General features: G+C 60.9%; 19 protein-coding genes. 5 read left to right on the top strand and 14 right to left on the bottom strand.

From position 1 onward, the window contains the following. Window positions 1–265 precede the first annotated feature (265 nt). From SM766_RS07770 to SM766_RS07715, 12 genes are all read right to left on the bottom strand, one after another. Complete coding sequence (locus SM766_RS07770; protein WP_368947424.1) at window positions 266–3,709, bottom strand: DUF927 domain-containing protein; 3,444 nt, start codon at window positions 3,707–3,709, stop codon at window positions 266–268. 250 nt (window positions 3,710–3,959) lie between these two features. Beyond that, window positions 3,960–4,163 (bottom strand): hypothetical protein, encoded by a 204-nt coding sequence (locus tag SM766_RS07765; RefSeq protein ID WP_368947423.1) that lies wholly within the window; start codon window positions 4,161–4,163, stop codon window positions 3,960–3,962. 291 nt (window positions 4,164–4,454) lie between these two features. Further along, a complete protein-coding gene (locus SM766_RS07760) occupies window positions 4,455–4,733 on the bottom strand; it encodes a hypothetical protein (protein ID WP_368947422.1) in 279 nt (92 codons plus the stop codon). Between the two features lie 76 nt (window positions 4,734–4,809). Further along, the gene (locus tag SM766_RS07755) at window positions 4,810–5,283 is read right to left on the bottom strand and encodes a hypothetical protein (protein ID WP_274840623.1); all 474 of its coding nucleotides are present in this window, start codon (window positions 5,281–5,283) and stop codon (window positions 4,810–4,812) included. Then, entirely contained in the window at window positions 5,265–5,510 is a 246-nt protein-coding gene (locus tag SM766_RS07750; RefSeq protein ID WP_274840624.1) for a hypothetical protein, read from the bottom strand. Before SM766_RS07750 ends, SM766_RS07755 begins: the two co-directional genes overlap by 19 nt. A gap of 209 nt (window positions 5,511–5,719) precedes the next feature. Then, entirely contained in the window at window positions 5,720–7,318 is a 1,599-nt protein-coding gene (locus SM766_RS07745) for a site-specific integrase (RefSeq protein WP_368947421.1), read from the bottom strand. 191 nt (window positions 7,319–7,509) lie between these two features. After that, window positions 7,510–8,193 (bottom strand): ATP-binding cassette domain-containing protein, encoded by a 684-nt coding sequence (locus SM766_RS07740; RefSeq protein WP_368947420.1) that lies wholly within the window; start codon window positions 8,191–8,193, stop codon window positions 7,510–7,512. Continuing rightward, window positions 8,190–9,935, bottom strand: coding sequence for a branched-chain amino acid ABC transporter ATP-binding protein/permease (locus SM766_RS07735; protein WP_368947419.1), 1,746 nt, complete (start codon window positions 9,933–9,935; stop codon window positions 8,190–8,192). The genes SM766_RS07740 and SM766_RS07735 overlap by 4 nt, the downstream gene beginning before the upstream one ends. Continuing rightward, window positions 9,910–10,758, bottom strand: a complete 849-nt coding sequence (locus SM766_RS07730) for a branched-chain amino acid ABC transporter permease (RefSeq protein WP_368947418.1) — start codon at window positions 10,756–10,758, stop codon at window positions 9,910–9,912. The genes SM766_RS07735 and SM766_RS07730 overlap by 26 nt, the downstream gene beginning before the upstream one ends. Window positions 10,759–10,768: 10 nt before the next feature. Further along, window positions 10,769–11,917: a substrate-binding domain-containing protein gene (locus tag SM766_RS07725; RefSeq protein WP_368947417.1), complete on the bottom strand. Its 1,149-nt coding sequence runs from the start codon at window positions 11,915–11,917 to the stop codon at window positions 10,769–10,771. A gap of 29 nt (window positions 11,918–11,946) precedes the next feature. Continuing rightward, entirely contained in the window at window positions 11,947–13,329 is a 1,383-nt protein-coding gene (gene iaaH, locus SM766_RS07720; RefSeq protein WP_368947416.1) for an indoleacetamide hydrolase, read from the bottom strand. A 59-nt stretch (window positions 13,330–13,388) separates the two neighbouring features. Beyond that, entirely contained in the window at window positions 13,389–14,105 is a 717-nt protein-coding gene (locus tag SM766_RS07715; RefSeq protein WP_065273806.1) for a helix-turn-helix transcriptional regulator, read from the bottom strand. Between SM766_RS07715 and SM766_RS07710 the strand changes: the two genes are divergently transcribed. After that, window positions 14,104–14,334 (top strand): hypothetical protein, encoded by a 231-nt coding sequence (locus SM766_RS07710; RefSeq protein WP_368947415.1) that lies wholly within the window; start codon window positions 14,104–14,106, stop codon window positions 14,332–14,334. The two genes, SM766_RS07715 and SM766_RS07710, sit on opposite strands and share 2 nt — an antisense overlap. A 147-nt stretch (window positions 14,335–14,481) precedes the next feature. Here SM766_RS07710 and SM766_RS07705 read toward each other — a convergent pair whose 3' ends face one another. Together SM766_RS07705 and SM766_RS07700 are read right to left on the bottom strand one after the other, a co-directional pair. Then, window positions 14,482–15,051: a thermonuclease family protein gene (locus SM766_RS07705; RefSeq protein WP_065273219.1), complete on the bottom strand. Its 570-nt coding sequence runs from the start codon at window positions 15,049–15,051 to the stop codon at window positions 14,482–14,484. Between the two features lie 358 nt (window positions 15,052–15,409). Continuing rightward, window positions 15,410–15,679 carry a DUF6455 family protein gene (locus SM766_RS07700; RefSeq protein WP_274828536.1) on the bottom strand — a complete coding sequence of 90 codons (270 nt, stop codon included), beginning with the start codon at window positions 15,677–15,679 and terminating at the stop codon, window positions 15,410–15,412. A gap of 792 nt (window positions 15,680–16,471) precedes the next feature. Between SM766_RS07700 and glnE the strand changes: the two genes are divergently transcribed. From glnE to SM766_RS07680, 4 genes are all read left to right on the top strand, one after another. Continuing rightward, window positions 16,472–19,270 (top strand): bifunctional [glutamate--ammonia ligase]-adenylyl-L-tyrosine phosphorylase/[glutamate--ammonia-ligase] adenylyltransferase, encoded by a 2,799-nt coding sequence (glnE, locus tag SM766_RS07695; protein WP_368947414.1) that lies wholly within the window; start codon window positions 16,472–16,474, stop codon window positions 19,268–19,270. Continuing rightward, window positions 19,263–19,532: a hypothetical protein gene (locus SM766_RS07690; protein WP_368947549.1), complete on the top strand. Its 270-nt coding sequence runs from the start codon at window positions 19,263–19,265 to the stop codon at window positions 19,530–19,532. Before glnE ends, SM766_RS07690 begins: the two co-directional genes overlap by 8 nt. A gap of 79 nt (window positions 19,533–19,611) precedes the next feature. After that, entirely contained in the window at window positions 19,612–20,826 is a 1,215-nt protein-coding gene (locus tag SM766_RS07685) for an RSP_2647 family RNA methyltransferase (protein WP_368947413.1), read from the top strand. Between the two features lie 6 nt (window positions 20,827–20,832). Beyond that, window positions 20,833–21,375 carry an RSP_2648 family PIN domain-containing protein gene (locus SM766_RS07680; protein WP_368947412.1) on the top strand — a complete coding sequence of 181 codons (543 nt, stop codon included), beginning with the start codon at window positions 20,833–20,835 and terminating at the stop codon, window positions 21,373–21,375.

Genomic DNA, 21,375 nt, shown 5'->3' with positions numbered 1-21,375 from the left:
GTCCTATTGTCTCTATTTGTCCATTTGTCTATTTGTCCAAAATATATATGACGTCCCTTTCGCCCTGCCTAACACATACCCCTGATTGCGTCGCCGAGGGTGTATGTCTCCGTCCGTGTCCGTCCATCCAAAAATCGGTGGACAACGCGGACAAATGGACAAATGGATCGCAACTTATTGATAATAAGTGCATTTTATTTGCCCATCCATTTGTCGACCGCCTCACCAGATGGACAAAAGGGCGCTAACGCGCCCCCTGTCCCCCCTATCCATGCACGAACTCGCCCGAAACCCGGATGTTCTTTTCACGCCCTTCACCGGGTACGTATTCATGATACCACTGCATCCGGTTACCCTTCCTGCGTTCCACAAGAGCACCCGCCCCGCGCAGCCGTTCTGCGAGCGCCTTAATATCGGTCGTGATGCCAAGCTTGCCCAACCGGTTGACCGGGATGATATAAGTACGCGCCAGCATTTCCGCTTCCGGGTCCTGCATCTTGTTGTGGGCGGTATCGTCGGGCCGTCCGTTCTCTGACAGGTGCCCGTAATATCCAAGAATTTCCTGCCGGTTGAACTCGCGTTCTTCATGCATGGTCACTACGTCACCCGTCTGGATGCCCCGGCGGAGCGCGGTACGCAACGCCTCCACCTGCTGCCGGTCGGTGTCCAGATGCCCCATGCGGGCGTCCATGTTGTCTTCCAGAATCTCGCGCATGTATTCGCGTACGGGAACATTGCTAAACAATCCCGCGTCCTGTGCGATTTCCCCAGTCACCGTGAAGATAGCAGCGACACGTACCACCCGGCGAGCAGAAGACCCCGGCGCAAGGTCGGACCATTCATCCATGATGCGACGAACGCGGCTCCGCACCTCGTCCCGCCCCAGCTTCGCCAGCGCTTCGGCAAACACCGGTGCGGTCACTCCAAAAATCGCCCGTTCCCGGTCATCGCCGGACAAGACCTTGATCGCCTCCAGTTCAACGCTGTCCGGGGCAAGCTCCGCCGCGCTGCTGAAATTGACGGAAAACGTCCGGGCAATGGTGCCGGTCTTAGTATCAACGCCCCCCGCCTCGAACACCCGCAACATGTCACGCTCAGCAGAGGTAACGAAACAGGTACGCCATGACCTAGTCCGCCGCCGTCCGCCGTCTGCCGTGCCCCGTCCGCGTCCCTGACCTTCCGCCCACTGCATAAGCGTCCGCTGCTTCTCGTTTGCGTCCAGCCTAGATGCGCCGTCTTCGTCCAGAACGTACACCGCACCGTTTGCCTGTTCAGCCTTGGTCTCGACATAGGCAGGCGTCGCGTCTGCCTTGTCGAAAAGACCAGTCGCATCCGGCGGCGCATGGTGCGCCGCACCAGCCTTGCCTGCCGAGGACTTGCCGCGCCCGCCGTCGCCTTCATGAGCAAGGATAACAGAGACATCATTTTCGATGTAATCGACCACCATCCCCACGAGTCCAGAGAGATAACCGGGCATGAAATACTTGCCGTTGACGCCCGTCAGGGCGGTAGACGCATAATAGTGGTGGTCTTCCAGCGTGCCCCGCGTATTCCCGCTAATGTGGGCCTTGGGATCAAGGATGTACCGGGTCTCACCTTCGTTCACCACGTTCCCCGTGGGCGATACATAGGTGTCGCCATACCACCCCGGCTTCTGCACCAATACGGCTTCATTGTCGGTCTGCACCGCCTTCAACAGGGCTACCATCACCGGAACCTTTGCCATGGCGTCGATTTCAAGGCCGTCATCAGCGAGACGGGAAATCAGGCTACCGGAATCCCTGAAAGCGTCCCCGATGGAATAGACCGACTCCACGATCCCGCGCTGTGCAGAGCGGTGGCGATACCGGATCGTGATTTCATTCGTGCGGCCTTCCTCAGTTTCGCCGAAGGCGACGAACGGGACCTCGAAAGCGCGGCACAGGCGCTTGGAATCTGCGTCAGGCTTTTCAAGGTCCGGGGCATAGAACCATCCGGCCTTGTAGGTCACGAAATCAGGCAACCACGCTGCGTTCTGCGCGGCACGTTCAACTGTGGCGCTGGTGGCCTCTTCCAACGGCACGAAAGGCTCAGGGGCAGAGTTACGCCGGGACTTCGCGATCTTCTTGCGCTCTTCGGCCTGCGTCTTGCGGTCCAGCCTATCCCAGATGCCCCGAACGTCATCCAGCCTCAGAATGGTCTGCTTGGCGAGCGTGGCGCTGATACGCCCCCGGATGCCCTTGTCGGTGATCTCTGCGGCATGGGCTTCAGCAATGAAGGACACCACGTCGGACTCGTTGGCGTCCATCGTGAATTCAGCCGCGCGCGCTTCGAAGTCCTGCGCCTGTTCAGCCGCTTCCGCCCGTTCCTCTTCCAGCTCCGCCGGGGTCAGTTCTTCGAAGGGTCCCGGTTCGTCGGGCGCGCCGATCATGAAGGACGGGTCTTCCAGCCAAGCCGGGTCAATCATGCCGTCTTCGATCCACCGGGCCACGTAGTGCACGGTATGCGGGTACTTCTCCTTGCACGAGTGCTGGCAAAGCACCTTGGCAAAACCGTGTTCAGTCTCGCCAGCATTCCAAACGGTGGTGGACGTGGGGCCGCTTTCCGAGGTGTGTTCATCGGAGAACGGGCATTCGACGTGCAGACGGTCGCTGCCTTCGCTCTTGGCAACGTGGGAGTCAGACAGCATGTCTACCAGCAACCACCGCTTGCCATAGCGCCGATACAAAGCAGCCACGTCGATTCCGGTGCTGGTGGTTACGTCGGGGATGTTAGAGTTGCCCTTGCCACTTCCTGCCTGCGAAAACGGATTGTCAGCGCCCTTTGCGACCTCCGGGATTTCTTCCCACTGTACCGGACGTCCCCGAAAAACGGCGCAGTACCAGTCCGCGCCGGGGCGGTGCTTGGCAATATACAGAATACGCGAAGGGTCCACCGCAACGGGGTCAATCTGTACGCCCAGCATCTGGGCCAGCCCCCGGACCTTGTTCGCCCAGATTTCCTGCCCGCGCCTGGGACTCGGGTCCAGCGTCGTGATGTCCACCGGTTCTTCGAAGAGTGCGATAGCCCGCATCTTCTGCAAGGGCGGGCAGGACCACGCGGCCTGAATCTTCCCGTCAATATCAGCGCGGGGGTCGGTCAGCTCGCACTGTGAAATGAAGTCTTCGGAATACGCCCCCTTGTGGCGCAGGTGCGCCCGAACCGTTTCCGTGGTCACTCCGTCCCCGTGCTTCAAGATCGTATCCACGGGCGCGCTGTCCGTGGTCCGGTTGTGATTGTGCGAGGTGTACAGGACGATTGCGAGGCGGGACGTTTCGCAGCGGTCAATGACGTCCGCAAGCGGCTGTTCCGGTTCAATGTCCAGACCAATGGCGAACATGCCGCGCATGTTGTCCGCATTGCGCTCGCCGTTGGCGCTCGCCCCGAATACGTACCCCGCGCCGTCCTTCCGGTCGTCTTCGCGGTGCCACGTCAAGGAGTCGTCCAGCCATTCGCCCCAAGTCTTTGCCTTCGGACGCCAGCCTCGCGTCGGCATGAACCGCTTTCCCCAATCCTTTTCGATCAGGGGGGCGGTACAGCCCATAAGGGCGTCGAATTCTTCGGACGCTTCGCCGTGTATATAGGCGTTGTTCCACGTCTCGCCCGTGTTCCACGGCGCACGCTTGTTGCTTGCCTGTTCACGGGACAGTTCCTCGCTCAGATCATAGACCTTCGCCGTGTTTCCTTCCATTCGTATTTCTCCTTGTGCAGCCAGATTATCATTTACTCTCTCCTTCAGACCTGTTCGTGCGGCCCCATCTCGTGGGGCGTCGGGCGGCAATAGAACAAGACAAGCTTGCCGCCCCAGTGTGTCTTTGACTGGGCCGCTGACGCGGCCCTTTCCTTACAGATTGCAAACCGGTTCTAATTCATCCTGAGCTTGTCAAATTGCGCTTGGCTTACCTGCTGTCACTTCGTCAGGCAGGCGCGGTCGTACTTCTTCATGGTGCTATTCCGCGTACGTACCTCTCGGCGTCCGCCACGTGCGCCGCAAACTGCGTCTGTAGCTCCTTCAGTTCCTCGACCATGGGCACTGACAGCGGACCCTGCGATGCTTCACTGATTTCAGCGCCGGTACAGACCAACTCCGTCAGGAGCATGAACTCTTCAGCCTCACTGCTCCCCAGCGGGATAATTTCTGCCATTCTCATTTCTCCGTATCATTTCGAATATGACGAACTTGGTAGGAATTCGAGTGGTAGTAAAGCGTAACATTTTGATTTTGTGTGGTTTTATGTGGCTTCGATTGTCGCGGAAGCTGACATTTCGGGAAATCGCACATCCGCCAATTTAGTTTGTAGCCACTAAGTGCCGAGATGATGGGCAGAAGTGCCGGAGCGCTGAGTGTCACGCAAAATGACACTCTTGGAAAATGTCACATCATCCGCCCGAGATGACGTTGGGTCACTTGGGGATTTAGCACACCTTCTAGTGCTTCAAACCGGTGCGAAGTCGTCCAGCACGTCCGTCAGGTTGTTGGCAAGCACGGGCGGATAGGAAAAATCTCCCAACTCTGCGGCCCCACGTCCGGTGCTCCAAGTCGCGGGGTCAGGAGAGAACCCCGCGCGGCGCAGGACATGACGCGCGAGCTTGCCGTCACCGTCCAACACATTCACCAACCAAGGCAGTGAGATGCGCAAGCCGCGCCCACGCGACTTGTTGGCTTCATTCCGCAGGAGGTCGGCGAGATCATCAATCATGTCGGTCTCGTCCATCTTAGTTTCCGTATCTGGTAAGTCTGGTGCCCCGGCGGGAAGGAGAGGACCCGCCGGAGTTTGCACGGCGGAGTTTTCAGTCCTTTCCGTGCCCATAGCCCTGCGCAATTGCGCGTTCAAAGCGCTGGGCCACATGTTCAGCGATATAGGCGTCAAGCCTGCCAGCGTCGCGCGCCAGTGCCATCTTCCGGGCGCGCGGAATTTCTTCCAGAACTTCACGGGTCAGCCGTTCGCGCAGATCATCATCTGATGATGCCAGAGAGCGCTGGGAGAGTTCGCATCCACGAACTGCGTCACGCGCCCACTGCGCCCAACCTGCGGCGTCTGAGGGCAATTCAGCGACGGTTGCACCCTCAAGGTGCGCGAGCACCTCAGGCCGCAAGATCACTTCCTTCGCCAGCTTCTCTGCCATCAAAGACGAAAGGCGGTTTCCGTACTCGCGTGCCAGCGACAAGGCCATATTCTGCCGGACGCTCTCCAGCTTTTCTGCCTGCGGCTTAGTCAAGCCGCGCTCCAGATTTTCGATTGCGTTCAGTTCGTGGGCGGCCATGGATAGTTTCCCTTGTCAAAAAGTGCGTGAATGTAGAAAGTGTCACCGAAGCCTGCGTCCTTGACGCGTGGAAGCACGGCGCTGATTGAGTATTTCTTTTCCCTGCCTCCGCCCTTCGAGCTTGAAGGAGCCAAGACGTGCGGCAAGGGATACGGATGATTCATAAGGCGGCGAGCAGCGTGGTATGAAATGCCCAGCGCTTCACCGACCTGACGGGTCGTCAGCATCTGCGGTCCTCATTGGTAACGATGGAAGAAAGAGCGCCCCCGGCGCGTCGGTCTGCATCCCCGATGCCAGCCGATGGCCCAATATTACCACAGAGCTAGGTCCGCTCCAAACCTGAGCAAAAAACGGGTCACGTTTTTTGCGTGGTCGTTCAAAAGAAAAAAGGCCCGCCGGATCGGAGGGCCTGTTCTTCAGTGGTTCTTGGTAGGGGTCACCAATACTCAACTGCGTCCAGCGCCTTTCGCAGCATCGCCAGCCCTTCCGGCGTGTCGTTCAGCCGCGTTTTGTAGTTTCGCAACTGGCCCTGTCCGCTGACATGTCCAGTGATCCCGCGAATGACGTCATCGGAGTGCCCCGCGCGCTGCAGGCGGTCAACAAGCGTATCTTTCGTACTGTAAAGGACGTGGCGGTCATTGGTGAATCCGGCCTGTCTGATCGCTTTGGTGAACGAATCCGACATGGTGCCGGCGACTGACTCAGGCTTGGTCTTGCCGAGTTTCCAACCGCCTGCCTGCATGAACTCGTGAAAGCCGGTGAGGTGCATTGTCATAGGCAGAGTGCGGCTAATGCCCGTTTTCGTTTCGGTGATATAGATCGAGTCAGGTGTCACGCTTTCGGGCTTCATGCGGAAAACTTCGACGGGGCGGGCAGCAGTGTAGAGCGCAACTCGAAACGCCCATTTGAATGCTTCCTGCCGGTCGGGATCGTAACGGGAATCGGGTCCCCAAGCTTTCTGCAATAGCCCCCAAATACGCTTGATTTCGCCGTCATCGAACCGTTGCCACCGCGTGGCCTCAATGTGCGTCCCAGCGCGGGGCATCTTGACCTTGTCGGTAGGCATTGCATCGAAACCGGGGACTAGTTCTTCGGAAATTGCCCAACGCATGATCGCTTTCACGGGGGCGAAATATTGCGCCACTGACTCTGGTTTTAGGCCTTCTTCAAGCAGGTGATCGCGATACAGGCGCAGTTTTTCTGGCGTGAACTGGTGTAGCGGCAAGTCGCCCAGTTTGTCGGTCATCGTGTCGATTTTGCCGCGATAGCTCCGCATGGTTGCAGCGCTTGAATTATTGAGTTTGAAGTAGCGCTCACGGAGGGAGGAAAGACGGTATCCATCGCTTTCCTTTGATTGGCCAACCAGTTCCGCAAGGCGAGAGTTCAGGGCTGTATGCAGCGCGTCGTAAACGGCGGCAGAGCCAATCGCTGTCGGGCGAGCTGGCTGCAACAACTCGGTCAATTTCGCTCCTATCGGGTCAGACATCTCGCTGGCGAGGTGAGAGGTGTCGCCGAATGCGTATGCGGCAAAATTAGATAGGGTCTTAATTGCTATGTCAGTTGGCATCTGGCCCGACCGGCTTAAAACGGCCTCGGTTTGCCGCCAGAGTTCCTGCTCAGGGCCAGCTTCTCCGGCAATTACAATGGCATCATCATGCGGTTTGGTTGTGGAAATTGAGAGCGCTTCCCCATCAAAGGCGACGTAGTGGTGCTCCAGTCTTTGATTGAGGATGTGTTCTGCCGCCAGTGCGGCTGTGCCGCTGTTTCGCGTCGATACGTGTTCTCGCGCGCCATCGTCGCTTCCAAGTCGCGCAATCAGTTGGTCATGTTCTTTGGTATATGCCTCACACTTGATCTTTGCTTGATCGAACTTGCTTCCTAGCGACAGGTCCCATCTCTTTCGCCCAAGACGTGGCTGTAGGGCCTTTGGAACGTCGCGCAGATATTTGAATGCCACCCGGTTTTGGCGGGAGTATGCCGCCATGTATCTGGGGAACTCGATTTGTTCTTTAGCTTGCTGTTTGGCGGTCGGCATCGTGACGATTCCATTGTACTTTTGGTTGGGAAACCATTGTACTTTTCGATAATTTCGTCAATGAAATAGGGGTTTTATGGATGTTTTTGCCGTGAGGCTGTACAAATCTCTTATCACCCACCATTCCTTCCTTTTCGAATTCACTCGTTTGGGTGATGGCGCCCGCAGGGAGCTGCCGATTTTAGTCTCGGTCATAGGCTTAATATCGACCGTAATCGCTCTATAGAGACCTCGTTTGCGGGTTTGTCCAGAACCACCGTTCCGGCGTCGAGGCCGAGATACCAATCGGAAATACCGGTCAGAAAGCTGAGGTTCTGTTCGCACAACAGAATACCGGCCCCGGCTTTCGCACGGTCCATCAGGCACTCCGCCATATGGGCGATGTTTTCCGGCTGAACGCCCTCGGAGGGTTCATCAAGGACAATCACCTTTGTGTCCTCGATCATAGCGCGGACAAAGGCCAGGATTTTACGCTCACCGCCGGACATGGTGCCTGCGGGCTGGTCCAGCCGTTCTGCCAGCCTTGGGAAGCGGTCGAAATACCTCTCCGGTCCCTCCCGGTTGCTGCCGAGGGTCAGGTTTTCCCGGACCGTCAGATCGTCGAACACCATCGATGTCTGGGGCATGTAACCGATGCCGCGTTTGCGCCGGGCATGCGAAGGACGTGAGGCGACAGAATGCCCTTCCAGCCGGATATCACCAGCCCCCGCAATCAGGCTGCCCTGCACAAGCCGCGCAAGGGTGGTCTTGCCAACACCGTTCCGGCCAAAGACCCCTAGAACGCTGCCTGCTTCGATCCGGGCCGAGACGTTGAACAGAACATGGGTGTCCCGGTAGCCGCCGGTCAGATTGTCGATTTCCAGAAGCGAGATCATTTGGTGCCTCCCGCATAGACGGCCTGAACCTCGGGATTGCTGCGCACCTTGTCGAAGCTGTCAAAGGCGAGCACCTGCCCCAGGTGCAGGACCAGAACCTTGTCCGAGATCGCCTGAACGATGCTCATGTCGTGTTCGATGACGATGACCAGACCGCCGGTTTGTGCCTGATATGTCCGCACAAGTTCGGTCATCAGCGCCGTTTCATCCGGGGAAAGCCCTGCACAGGGTTCGTCCAGCAGCAATACCCGAGGCTCAGATGCGATGGTCATGGCGTATTCCAGAAACTGACGGTGGCCTTGTGGCAGATGTGCGACCGGCGCGACCAGATCTTCCTGCAGAGGCACCGCGGGGCGTTTTAAAAGCTCCGTCAGCGATTCCGATCGCCAGTGCAGGGTCGCGGGGCGCAGCAGATCCACCAGCCGTGCCCGGTTGGCCATCATGGCAAGCGCCAGGTTTTCGGAAACGTTCATGGAAAAGAACACGGAGGGCACCTGCAACTTGCGGCCAATGCCGCTGCGCAGCGCCTTGTAAGGAGGGCGCGCGTGAATGTTGCGCGACCCCAATGCAATGCTGCCGCCGGTGATCTGCAGGTTGCCGGTGATCGCGTTGAGCGTGCTGGTCTTGCCCGCGCCATTTGGCCCGATGACGCTGATGATGCCGGTCGAGGGCGTGTCAAAGGTCACGCCGTTCAGGATTCGGACGACACCGATCTGCAGATGAACATCGTCAAATCGCAGCGCGCCGGAGGCGTCGGTCGGTTTGCTTGGCGGAGCCGCGATGGAAGGCGCGCGCCTGCCGGGCGTTGCGGGCCGGATGCGCCGGTATGCGGCCTCCAGCAGCTCCGCGATGCCGCCGGGGGCCTTTAGCACCACTAGAATGAAAGCCAAGGCCATCAATAGTTCCCAATAGGGCAAACTGTCGCGCAGCTCGGCTGAGGCCCAGCCGACGATGACGGCTCCGACCAGCGGGCCAAGCACGTGAAACCGGCCGCCCACAGCGGTCAGGATGACCATTTCAGCGGAGAGGCCGAACCCCATCGAGGTGGGCGTCACGATCCCCTGATGCGAAGCAAAAAGCCCCCCGGCCAGGGCCGCAATGGCGGCAGAGAAAGCAAAGGCTGCGCCTTTGATGACATGGGTCGGAAATCCTAGCAGCTGGAGGCGCGGTTCGTTGTCGGCCACGGCCTTGGCGATCAGGTTGACCGGAAGTCGGTTCAGGATGAACAGCAACAGGCTGACCAACACTGTGGCTGCGACGATGACGTAGTAAAATCTTCCGAAGGGATCGAGATTGCCGAGGCTGGGAAACCCACTCATCCCGTTGAAGCCGCCGGTGAGCGGCGTGGCGGTTCCGGCGATCTGTTCGGCGATCATCACCAAGGCCAGTGTGATCAGTGAAAAGTATGGACCGCTTTCCTTCCGACCGCGAAAGATCAGCGTGGCCAGAAGGAAAGCAAACACGGCGATGGCAGCCAATACGGTGACGGCCAGGAGGAGGTCGATGCCGAGTCCGTTTCCGGCGCGCAGGGTGTCGGCCGTGACATAGGCGGCAAATCCGAAGAACAGTGCCTGCCCCAGCGGCAGCACCCCGGTCTTGCCCCAGAGGTAGCCGATGCCTTGAGCTGCAATGCCATAGATCAAGTACAGCCCGATCTGGTAGGCCGTGAAGTCGCCGAACACCTCGGGGATCAGGAGAAGCACTGCCAGAAGCAGGCTAACGGGAAGAAGAACGGATACCATCAGGTTTCAGCCAGAGAAAGAGAATGGAAAGAGAGAGAACAGCCAGATAGCCATAGGTCTGATTGGCAACGGCCCCGAGGACGGATTGCGTTCCCGCGATAATACCCGCGCCGATGCCCAGCCCTTCGAGGGAGCCAAGACCGCCGACCACAAGGGCAAAGAACGAGCGGATCAGGTAATCGAGCCCCATCATCGGCTCGATCCGGATGGTGGGCGCCAGGATCAACCCGGCCAGCCCGGCGGTGCAGCAGCCGAAGATAAAAGCGCCAGCCGACAGCCGGGCGGTATTGATGCCCACAGCCTCGGCCAGGTCCGGATTGCCGACCATCGCCTTGATCCGGGTGGCAACCTTGGACCGGGCATTCCACCAGAACAATGCCGCGAAGCCTGCGAGGATGCCAAGGATGACGGCAATGCGATAGGCAGGGTAATCGGCGCCCAGAACGCTTATCGTGCCGCTGATGGGCGGGGTGACTGATTGATAGCCCCGTCCAAAGATCAGCTCCACCGCTTCGCGGAGCAGGATGGCGATGCCCCAGGTGGCCAGCAGGCTGTCGAACATCCGGCCATAGAGGTGACGGATGATGGTGCGCTCAAGCACGAAGGCCACGAAGGCAACGGTCAGCAGGCAAACCGGAACCTGCAGCCATGCAGGCAGACCCAGCGAGGAGGTGATGACCGGGGCATAGGCCCCGATCATCACGAATTCCCCATGTGCCATATTCATGATCTGAAGCTTGCCAAACACGATGGCCAGCCCCAGGGCGACCAGCGCCAGGGTGCTGATCTGCCAAGCAAGGTTGAGGACAAGAACGGAGGACATGGGCGCAGGCTCAGTCCGCGCAGGCTTCGGAGGAGGCCACCTTGTCGAAGGAGGCAACGATGTCGAAGGTGCCGCCACTGCCATCGGCAAGATAGATCGTCTGCGCCATATGGCGTCCGGTCAGTGTGTTTTCACCGCGGGGCGTGCTCCATGTGGTACCTTCGGCGGCGGCATCCATCGCGGCAACGTCAAGGCTGCCCGCCTTGTTCGCGAGCGCGGCCAGCAGCATCAGCCCTTCATAAGCGGACTGACCAAGGCCATTCAGAGCCGGTGCATCCGCCCCGAAGGCTGCCGTGTAATCCGCCGCAAAGGAAACCGCAGCGTCCGCTTCGATGGAGGCAAAGTATCCCGAAGAAGAGAAAAGCCGGTCCGCGTTCTCTGCGCCGATGCCTGCAAGGGTATTTTCCTCGATCAATGTACCAAGGCGGAGGGCCTGCTCATCCAGACCAAACCCCGCAAAGCTGACGTTGAAGCCGACGGACCCGCCCCCGACCAACGTGATCAGAATGGCGTCGGCGCCGCTTTCCTTGATGCGTTGCAGCGAGGAGTCGAATTCAGAAACCGTGAAAGGCACGTATTCCTCGCCCACCACTTCACCGCCTGCATCGGCGATATAGTTCTTCGCGAGCGCATTTGTGTCGCGCGGCCAGTTGTAATCATGGCCGATCAGATACCATTTCGACGCGCCTTCGTTTTCTGCCAGATATGGGATCACCGGTGCCAGCTGCTGGCTGGGGGTTTCGCCGGTGACATATAGGCCGGGCGCGCAGGAGTTGCCTTCGTATACAGGGGTGTAGACATAGGGAACTTGCCCGTTGAAACGCCCGATCAGTGCTTCGCGTACTGCGGAATCATGCATGCCGACAAAGGCTTGCGCGCCTTCGCCCTTCCACAGGCGCAAGGCGGCCTGTGCAGCCTCGGCCGGGGGCACGCCGACATCGGCGAAGACCAGTTCGATTGCCTCGCCGTTGATGCCACCGGCCGCGTTGATCTGCTCGGCCGCCAATGTGGACGAGTTGCGGGTGGAAGGGCCAAACAGGCCTGCCGGGCCAGAATCCGGCACCAGCACTCCCACCTTGATATCGGCGGCGGCAGAGACTGTCCCAAGGGCTAGCGTCACCGCAGCGCTGGCAAAAAGTTTGGTTGTTGCTTTCAGCATTTTTATTCTCCCTGTGTGGATGTCGGCGTCTATCGCGCCATTGATTTTTCTGCGGCCCGCGCCAAAGCGAGCAGCGCACGGTCCTTACCGGGCAGGCCGTCAAACTCGATGCCGACCGGAAGGCCCGAGGAAACGGGGCACGGAAGCGAGATGCCTGGGGCGCCGATATTCGATCCAAGGTCGGTATTGCGGATGTAGGTGGGGAAGGTGGGGCATTGGTCACCGTTCAATGTAACGGTTTCGTCCTCACCGATGGGCCGTGCGGGCAGGGGCGTAGTCGGGAAGACAATCGCGTCCAATCCGTTGTCTTCGAAGACCTTGCCGTAGATCTGCCGCATCGCTGGGCGGTGCACATCCATCGCAGCCCGGTAGGCGGCTTCCGGCATCGCCTCGTCCCCCAGCTGACTGCCGATGGCGCCTGCCACATCAGGGGATCCGATGCCCTTGATGAGTGTTTCAAAGGAAACCTCTGGCGCGTGTTCGGCCAGATAGGCAGGAAGGTCACGCATGACCTCGTAGAAAACGACCGGGAAGCTGAAGGCTTCGTTGTGTGGCCAGATGCCATCGAAATCGACGTCGACAAGCTTAGCTCCCGCCGCCGACAGCACCGAAAGCTGCGCCTCGACCGCTGCGGCAACCACCGGATCGAGGTTGTCATAGAACATGTTCCGGGGCACGCCCAGCGTGACATCGGTCATCGCAAGCTCCGCGAGCGCGGCATCATCGCCGGATAGGACACCATCGAAGAGGGCTATGTCGCGGGTGCTGCGGGCCAGGGTGCCGACGGTGTCGCGGGTGTGGGAGATCGGCACGACGCCGTCGCTGTCATAGCGCCCGGTGGTCGGGCGGAAACCAATCACTCCGCACAGTGCTGCAGGAATGCGGCAGGAGCCGCCCGTATCCGTGCCGAGACCCGCCGGGAAGATCCCGGCTGAAACAGCGGCAGCGGTGCCGCCGGAGGAGCCGCCGGCGATCAGGCCGGGATCCGCCGGATTGTGCACCGCGCCGGTGACCGCATTGTTCGAAGTGATCCCGAAGGCGAGCTCGTGCATCCCCGCCTTGGCGCCGATGAAGCCGCCGGCCTTGGTGATGCGCTGCACAACACCGGCATCGGTGGCCGGAGTATGCCTTAATAGCGCCTTGGTACCGCCGGAGGTCGGATAGGCCGTTGTGTTGATATTGTCCTTGGCCACGATGGGCAGCCCGGCCAGCGCGGCCTCCGGGTGGGCTTCAAAGGCTGCGGCCGCCGCCTGGACAACCTGCCCGGCATCGAAACTTTGCAGCGCATTCAGATCGGCGTGTTTCGCGGCCCGCTCTGCCAAGGCTTCGGCATAGGCCGCCGGTGAAACCGATCCTTCCTTGAGCGCAGCGACCGTTGCAACGGCGTCCAAACGTTCCAAATCCAGCGTCATTCCTGTCTCCCTGATGGTTGGGGAACAGGATAGGTTTCGGCAGGATTACATTCCTATCATCACAAATGATGATTTTTCTCGGCCAAGAAAGGTGCCAGCTGGGTACGCCGGTTCAGCCCGGATTTTCGGAAGATGGAGGCGATGTGGGAGCGCAGGGTCGGCTTGGAAAAGCCCAGCTTTGCGCAGAGTTCATCATCGCTGAGGCCGGTGATCAAGAGATCGGCAACCTCGGCCTCGCGCACCGTCAGACCCAGATCATCGGCGATATGTGCAAAGCGGAGAGAGGGCGTTTGCTGCGTGGAACTGCGCGCGCGGACCAGCGCGTTAACAAGGCTGGGCCCGACGGCATCTACGATCCGGGCATCCCGTGGCGTGAAATCCTCGCGGTTTGCGCCGCGCCAGATCCGCAGGTCGCCGATGTTGTCGCCCCGGTCATAGGCAAAGAAATCCATACCGTAGCACAGGCCATCTTGCTTCAGGAAATCGTTGTAGAACTCGGTCTTGACCAGCCGGTCGTGGCGCATCACTTCGCTGACCGGTGTCGCCTTCTTGCGCTTTTGCAGGGTTGGTGTGATCGGGTCGTTGAACTGAAAATAGCTTTCGTAGCGGCGTAGGTTGTCGTCGCTCATGTTGATCTGAACGCAGGACACGAACCTCTGCTCGGCATCATCCCAGACGTAAGAGGCGAAATAATCCGCCTTGAGAAGATCCAGCATCTTTTGGCCGACACGGCGACGGACCTCGCAATGGTCAAAGGCACCACTGAGGTCTCGCATGATCGAAAAGATCAGCTCGGTTTCTGTTTCGGTTAGCTTCACTGGCACCAGTCGAAAGGGAACACGGCTTTACTGTTGCAGAAAGAAACATCCACAACAAGAGGAGCGCGTTGCAAGGTCGAATCCCGATGCGGGCAAGGTGGGAAAATGGGCTGTATGGGAGGCTGCGCGGCTGAAGACCAGGCAGTTTTATGTTCGGGCGCAACCAGAATTCGTCATCCCGTGCTGAATGCGAAAACTCCGCACAGACCGGGTGGCGCGACTGCAGGTGGCGTCCGCAGGCGTCAATAAGGGGGCTGTGCAAAGGTAAGGCCAGGGGCGCCCGGCAAAAAAATGCGCTGGCCCCCGGTCTGGTCTGCATACGTGGTGAGAACGGTCAGTCCTGTTCGGCGTCCCAGTTCCAGGGCGGAGCGGTTTCGGCCTGCCAGATGCCGCGCGCATTGGCCTGCGCGATCGAGGCCTGCGGGACATAGCGGCCGTCATTTTCATGCGCCCAGGCCAGTCCTTCTTCGACCAGCAGAGCCCCGACGTCGACCCCATCGGCATCGCAGGTGGCCAAGTGTCGGCCATAGTGATCCTGATCGGTGCTAAAGCATTCCACCCGCTCAGCTTCGTTCACAATGGAGCGCACCCGTTGGCGCGCCTGGGCGGCGCAATCCCAATAGGACCCGTCCGGCGTGTTGCAGCGCTGCACCGCGAGCGGCGCATCAATATCGACGAGGCGGATGTTCAGATCGCCCATAGCCAGCGAATCGCCATCGATAACCCGAAAGTCCCGGCCCGGCGCCGACACCAGCGGCACGACCTCACCGGCCAGTTTTTCGATGCTGTGCAACTGCAGGAAGATCTTTGCGGAAATGGGATCGCCGGGCTGCAGATCGGCAGACATGGCAGCGCTGGCGGCAAAAGTAAGGGCGATACGGGCGGCAAGGTGTTTGATTTTCATCGGCGTGGCTTCTCTGATGATATTTGTCAGGTGGTGCTGATGGTTAAAAACTCGAATGAGCAGGATCATGCCCTCAAACAGGCCAATATTTGGTTAATGGCGGTGCAGACAGTGCCAGAGCGGTTCATCAGGGGCCCGCATGGCACGCCGTTGGGGCGCCGTATTCTCCCCCAGAAATCATACCGCTATGCCCCGCATCTCACCCTGGCCGAGCGGGGGGACAATCCAGGGAAGCCGCCCCGGGCAGTCTCAGGTGTTCAGTCTGCAGGTCTGCAGGTCTGCAGAGAGGCAGGACAAGGGCTCTTGTGGGCCGCGCCGCAGTTCGGCTGCCACAAGGCTGCGGGCAGAGGTGTCGGGATTAGGGTTTCAGCCGCTCAAGGATTTCCAGGTTGGCGCAGAAGGAGGGCGCAGCGGTCGCATCGGGTTCTGCGTTGCGCCAGTGTTCGCATTGCCGGGCGCAGTTGGAGGAATTGCAGCGATGCACCATGGTGGCATAATCCACTGCGGTGATGTCACCTTTCTTCATGGCGGCGCCAAGATCGACACCGGCAGCTCTGGCGGCGGTGGACATCAGGCCGATGGATTTGCTGAGGTACCCGGGCCTTGTCAGTTTTTCTGCTGTACTCATCAAAAAAGTGTCTCCGACCCACGCCAAAGGCGCGGCTGCTGTTGGTTCGTCGCGTGTTCAAGGCGACCATTCATGTCGAGACCGGCGGAGGAGCCGACCACGTCATCAGTTGCGTTTCCAATCTGACCGACAGCGACAGTTAAGGTGAAGAACGCGGCACGAATGGGGCACCAAAGCGCCAATCGGTAAGTTTCCGTAAAGACTAGTTACGATTTTATTCGAGCTGTCCTTATGGCGGTCACGCGACACGGCCTGAGAGAGAACCAGAGGATGGTACTGTCGCGCTATCGGCCCGGTCTGTCCGTGTTCGGAGCTGGGGGTGTTTCTTGGACTTTTACGCCACGATGGGGGCGACCAGCCTGGTCAATGGGCGTTGCAAAAGAGATAGGCTTTTCTTGCGCGCTGCCCGCCCATTCCACCGGCGCGGCCATGCTCATCGATGGTCCGGTTTGAACGACGGCTACTCGGTACGATACTCGCTACATCCGAAAGCCAAACCCTTTGGGAAGGCCCCAAAGGTGGGCATTTGGCTCTGGTTCCTGACAACGGGATACTGAATTACTGGCACATTCGGGCAAGGGAGAGGAGCACAGCCACACCTCACTATAACGTGATACAACCCTGGGTGGTTATGGGGGTATTCCAGACCTCTGCGTGGTTTGCTGCTCCGCCTTGTCGTTGGCACCAGATTACCGCGCCCTTATGACCTGGTTCAGCGGGCCGGGGAGAGGGTGGGCAGGCGCCGCCAAAAGGCGCATTGACGCCGGTTTCACGGCAGCACAGAGTCCCGATATGAATGCTGCCTTTGACATCACCCGCCTGCCGCGCCCCTTTGATTCCGAACTGGGTGCAGAAACCCGTGCTCTGGTGCCTTCGGCTTCGGCCGAAGTGGCTGAGCTTCTGGCCGGGACCGGCGGCTCCAGCCCCTATCTGAAAGGTCTGATCACGCGGGAAGCAGCCTGGCTGCCCGAAGCCCTGGCAGATCCCGAGACGGCGCTGGAGGCCGTGTTTGCCGACTGCCGCGCCATGGCGCCCGATCAGCTGAAACCGGGGCTGCGTCAGGCCAAGCGGCGTGTGGCCCTGCTGACGGCGCTTTGCGATCTGGGCGGTGTCTGGCCGCTGGAACGGGTGACTGGCGCGCTGACCGATTTCGGTGCGCTTTGCGCTGATGTGGCGATCAAGTCGGAAATTGCGGCGCTGATCCGGCGCAAGAAACTGCCGGGAATGACTGAGGCAGATGTGGAAACCGCAGGCGGGTTGACCATCCTCGCGATGGGCAAGATGGGCGCGCATGAGCTGAACTACAGTTCTGACATCGATATGATCTGCCTCTTCGACGAAACCCGGTTCGACCCGGATGATTTCTATGAGGCGCGTCAGGGCATGGTGCGGGCCACTCGCAATATGTGCGCGTTGCTCAGTGACAAGACCGGGGATGGTTATGTCTTCCGTACCGATCTGCGCCTGCGCCCGGATCCCTCAGTGACGCCGGTCGCCATGGCGATGGAGGCGGCGGAGCGCTATTATGAGAGCCTCGGGCGCACCTGGGAACGTGCCGCCTATATCAAGGCGCGCGCCTGCGCCGGGGACATTGCCGCGGGCGAGCGGTTCCTTGCGGCATTGCGGCCCTTTATCTGGCGCCGCCATCTGGATTTCGCGGCCATCCAGGACGCCCACGACATGCGGCTCAGGATCCGTGAAAACAAGGGCACTGGCGGTGTGATCACCGTGCCGGGCCATGACATGAAACTGGGACGTGGCGGTATCCGCGAGATCGAGTTCTTCACCCAGACCCGGCAACTGATCGCGGGCGGACGCGATGAAAGCCTGCGCCTGCGTGGCACGGTCGAAGGGCTGGCGGCGCTGGCGGCGCGGGACTGGATCCGCGCCGATGTCGCTGCAACCCTGACCGATCACTACCGGTTCCACCGCGAGGTCGAGCATCGCATTCAGATGGTACATGACGCGCAGACCCACCGTATGCCTCAATCCGAGGATGGCATCGCCCGCGTCGCCTGCCTGATGGGGCGGGATCCGGCTGAGCTTCAGTCGGAAATCCGTGACCGGCTGACCGAGGTCCATACCCTGACTGAAGGCTTCTTTGCGCCGGACGCAAAACCGGCGGCGGCGCCTGCGCTGCCCGAAGGGCTGGATGAATCGGTGATTGCCCGCTGGCCCACCTATCCGGCGCTGCGCTCGGCCCGGGGGGCGCAGATCTTTGACCGGCTGAAACCGGATCTTCTGGCGCGGCTGGCGCGTACCGCAAAACCGGCTGAGGCGCTTTTGGCACTGGATGGCTTCCTCGCTGGTCTGCCCGCCGGGGTGCAGCTGTTTTCCCTGTTCGAGGCCAATCCGCAGCTGCTGGATTTGCTGGTGGATATCGTCGGCACCTCTGGCGAGCTGGCGGCCTTCCTGTCGCGCAATGCAGGCGTGTTCGACGCAGTGATCGGCGGCTCCTTTTTCGATCCCTGGCCGGGCGGTGCGACGCTGCGGCAGGATCTGGAGGCGCTGCTGGCGGCCGAAGGGGATTATGAAACCCAGCTGGACACCACCCGGCGCTGGTGCAAGGAATGGCATTTCCGTATCGGGGTGCACCACCTGCGTGGCCTGATCGATGCCGAGGCTGCGGGCGTGCAATACGCCGAACTGGCCGAGGCGGTGATTGCCGCATTGGTGCCCTGCGTCGAGGCGCAGTTTGCCGAAAAACACGGGGCCGCGCCCGGGCGCGGCGCAGCGGTGGTGGCGATGGGCTCGCTCGGGGCCGGGCGCATCAATGCGCAGTCCGACCTTGATGTGATCGTGATCTACGATCCGCAATCGGATGAAGGATCCGAAGGCAAGCGACCGCTGGCGACGCGCCCCTATTTTGCCCGGCTGACGCAGGCACTGATCACCGCGCTGACCGCACCGATGGCGCAGGGGCGTCTTTATGAGGTCGACATGCGTCTGCGCCCCTCGGGCAATCAGGGGCCGGTGGCGACCAGTCTCGCCAGTTTTACCAACTACCAGCAGAACGAGGCCTGGGTTTGGGAACATCTGGCGCTGACACGGGCGCGCAGCATCGCCGGGCCTGCGGATCTGATCGCCGATATCGAAGACCTGCGTAGCGCGGTGCTGAGCGGCCCGCGTGAGCGGCTGCAGATCCTTACCGAGGTGGCCAACATGCGCGCCCGTATCGCGGCGGCCAAGGCCCCGGTGGGGGTCTGGGATGCCAAGACGGGGCCGGGCAGGATGATGGATATCGAACTCGTCGCGCAGGCTGGCGCGCTGCTCTCTGGTTCGGGGGCGCGGGATGTGGCGACTGGTCTGGACGGCGCCGTCGCATGTGGCTGGCTGGATGCCGCAGAAGGTACCAGACTGGCGCAGGCCTATCGCCTATTCTGGTCGGTGCAGACCGCAGCGCGGCTGTTGTCGGCCAAGGCGCTGGATACCGCAGCAATCGGTGAGGGCGGCGCGCAGTTCCTGTGCCGCAGCACCGGATTTGAAACGCTGCAGGGTTTGGAGCGGGACTTGGAAGACAGCTATGCGGCCTGTCGTGCGATGATCGACGGGGCGCTTGATCGGGAAGGTGCAAATGGCGCAGATGAGTGAGCAGGACCAGATGGACCCCAAGGGGCTGATCCGGGAATCCTTCCGGATCGACGGGATCGACATGTCGCAGTGCCGCAGTATCTTTCTGGACTGGGCGCTGAGCCTGCCCGGAGGGATTGATAACCGCGATGCGATGCAGCGCCTGCTTGCCAAATATGAGGACGGAAAGCCGGACCACCCGATGGTCATCGTTCTGCGTGAGGGGCTGGCCGAGGTCGTGAAGCCGCGTCGGCGCGGCGGCTGGCGCAGTCGGGATCGCTAGGCGTTCGGCACCGCGCGCTATTACCGACTGGCGCGCTGCGGCCTCTTCCCCTCTATCTGCCTTGCGGCTATGAGGGGGCATGACAGACACAGCCTCCGCGCCGCAGCGCCCCCGCGTAAAACTGAAGCCCAAGGCCAATGCCCGTGCGATCCGGCATGGGTTTCCCTGGGTTTATGCCAATGAACTGGTCACCGACCGGCGCACCCGGAAACTGGCGCCGGGCACATTGGCAGTGCTTGAGGATGAGGCGATGCGGCCGCTGGGGCTGGTCTCGGTCAATCCCGACAGCAAGATCATCGGCCGGATGCTGGACCGCAATCCCGAGGCGCAGATTGATCAGGCCTGGTTCGAGGCGCGCCTGTCGCGGGCGCAGGAAATGCGCGCGCAGCTATATGATGCGCCCTTCTATCGACTGGTCCATGCCGAGGCGGACGGGCTGCCTGGCATCGTCATCGATCGGTTCGGAGATGCTTGCGTTGTGCAGCCCAATGCGGCCTGGGCCGAAACGCATCTGGAGGCGCTGACCTCCGCACTGGCAACCGTCACCGGCGCAGAGGTGATCCTGAAGAATGCCTCCGGCCGCACCCGCGGGCTGGAGGGGCTGGACGATGTCAACGCCACCCTGCGGGGCGAGACGCCGGATGCTCCGGTTCCGGTTCAGATGAATGGCGCGACCTATATGGCGGATCTGACTGGCGGGCAGAAAACCGGCCTGTTCTTCGATCAACGCGAAAACCACGCCTTTGCTGCCCGGCTGGTGGCACCGGACGCGCGCGTGCTGGATGTGTTCTCCCACGTCGGTGGTTTTGGTCTTGCCATGCTGGCGGCGGGCGCCGGGTCGGCGACCTGCGTCGATGGATCGGCAGCGGCGCTGGATCTGGCGGAGCAGGGGGCTGCAGCCGCAGGTTGGCAGGACCGGTTCACCGCGCGGCAGGGCGATGCCTTTGACGTTCTGGCTGCACTCGGCAGTGAGGGCGCGCAATTTGACGTGGTGATCTGCGATCCGCCCGCCTTTGCGCCCTCCAAGAACGCGCTGGAGGCCGGTCTGCGTGCCTATGAACGGGTGGCCAAACTGGCCGCGCCGCTGGTGGCGCCAGGCGGGTATCTGGGGCTTTGTTCCTGTTCGCACGCGGCGGATCTGACTCGCTTCCGCAACGCCTCGGCGCGCGGGATCGGTAAGGCCGGGCGGCGGGGGCAGCTCATCCACACCGGATACGCCGGGCCGGACCATCCGCAGATGCCGCAGCTGGCCGAAAGCGGTTACCTCAAGGCCGTGTTTTTCCGGTTGGATTGACGCCTCGTGAAACTGCTTCTTGATACCTGCGTTCTCTATCCCACGGTGATGCGTGAAATGCTGCTGGGCGCGGCGCGGCTGGGGCTTTATGCGCCGCTCTGGTCCGAGCGTATCCTGGAGGAATGGCGCCGCGCGGCGCTGAAACTTGGCCCCGAAGGGGCGGCGCAGGCCGCGTCCGAAGTTGCGCTGTTACAGGCGAACTGGCCCGGTGCACTTGTGGCGCCCGCACCGGGAGTGGAGGCGCGGCTGTGGCTGCCGGATGCGGCGGATGTGCACGTGCTGGCCGCCGCCATTGCGGGGCATGCCGATGGCATCGTCACCATGAACGCCAAGGATTTTCCGCGCCACACCCTGTCCGAGGAAGGGTTGAAACGCATCGGCCCGGATGAGTTGCTTTATGATCTGTGGCTCAAGGAACAGGCCGGGATTCAATCGGTCGGCGAGGCCGTTCTGGATGAGGCCAACCGCCTGTCCGGCGGCGGCTGGCAGATGCGCCCCTTGCTGAAAAAGGCACGCCTGCCACGGCTTGCCAAGGCGCTGGCGGGCTGA

Source organism: Pseudophaeobacter sp. A-200-2 (assembly GCF_041008815.1).
Classification (GTDB): domain Bacteria; phylum Pseudomonadota; class Alphaproteobacteria; order Rhodobacterales; family Rhodobacteraceae; genus Phycobacter; species Phycobacter gallaeciensis_A.
This window is presented reverse-complemented; position numbering and strand designations above follow the sequence as displayed.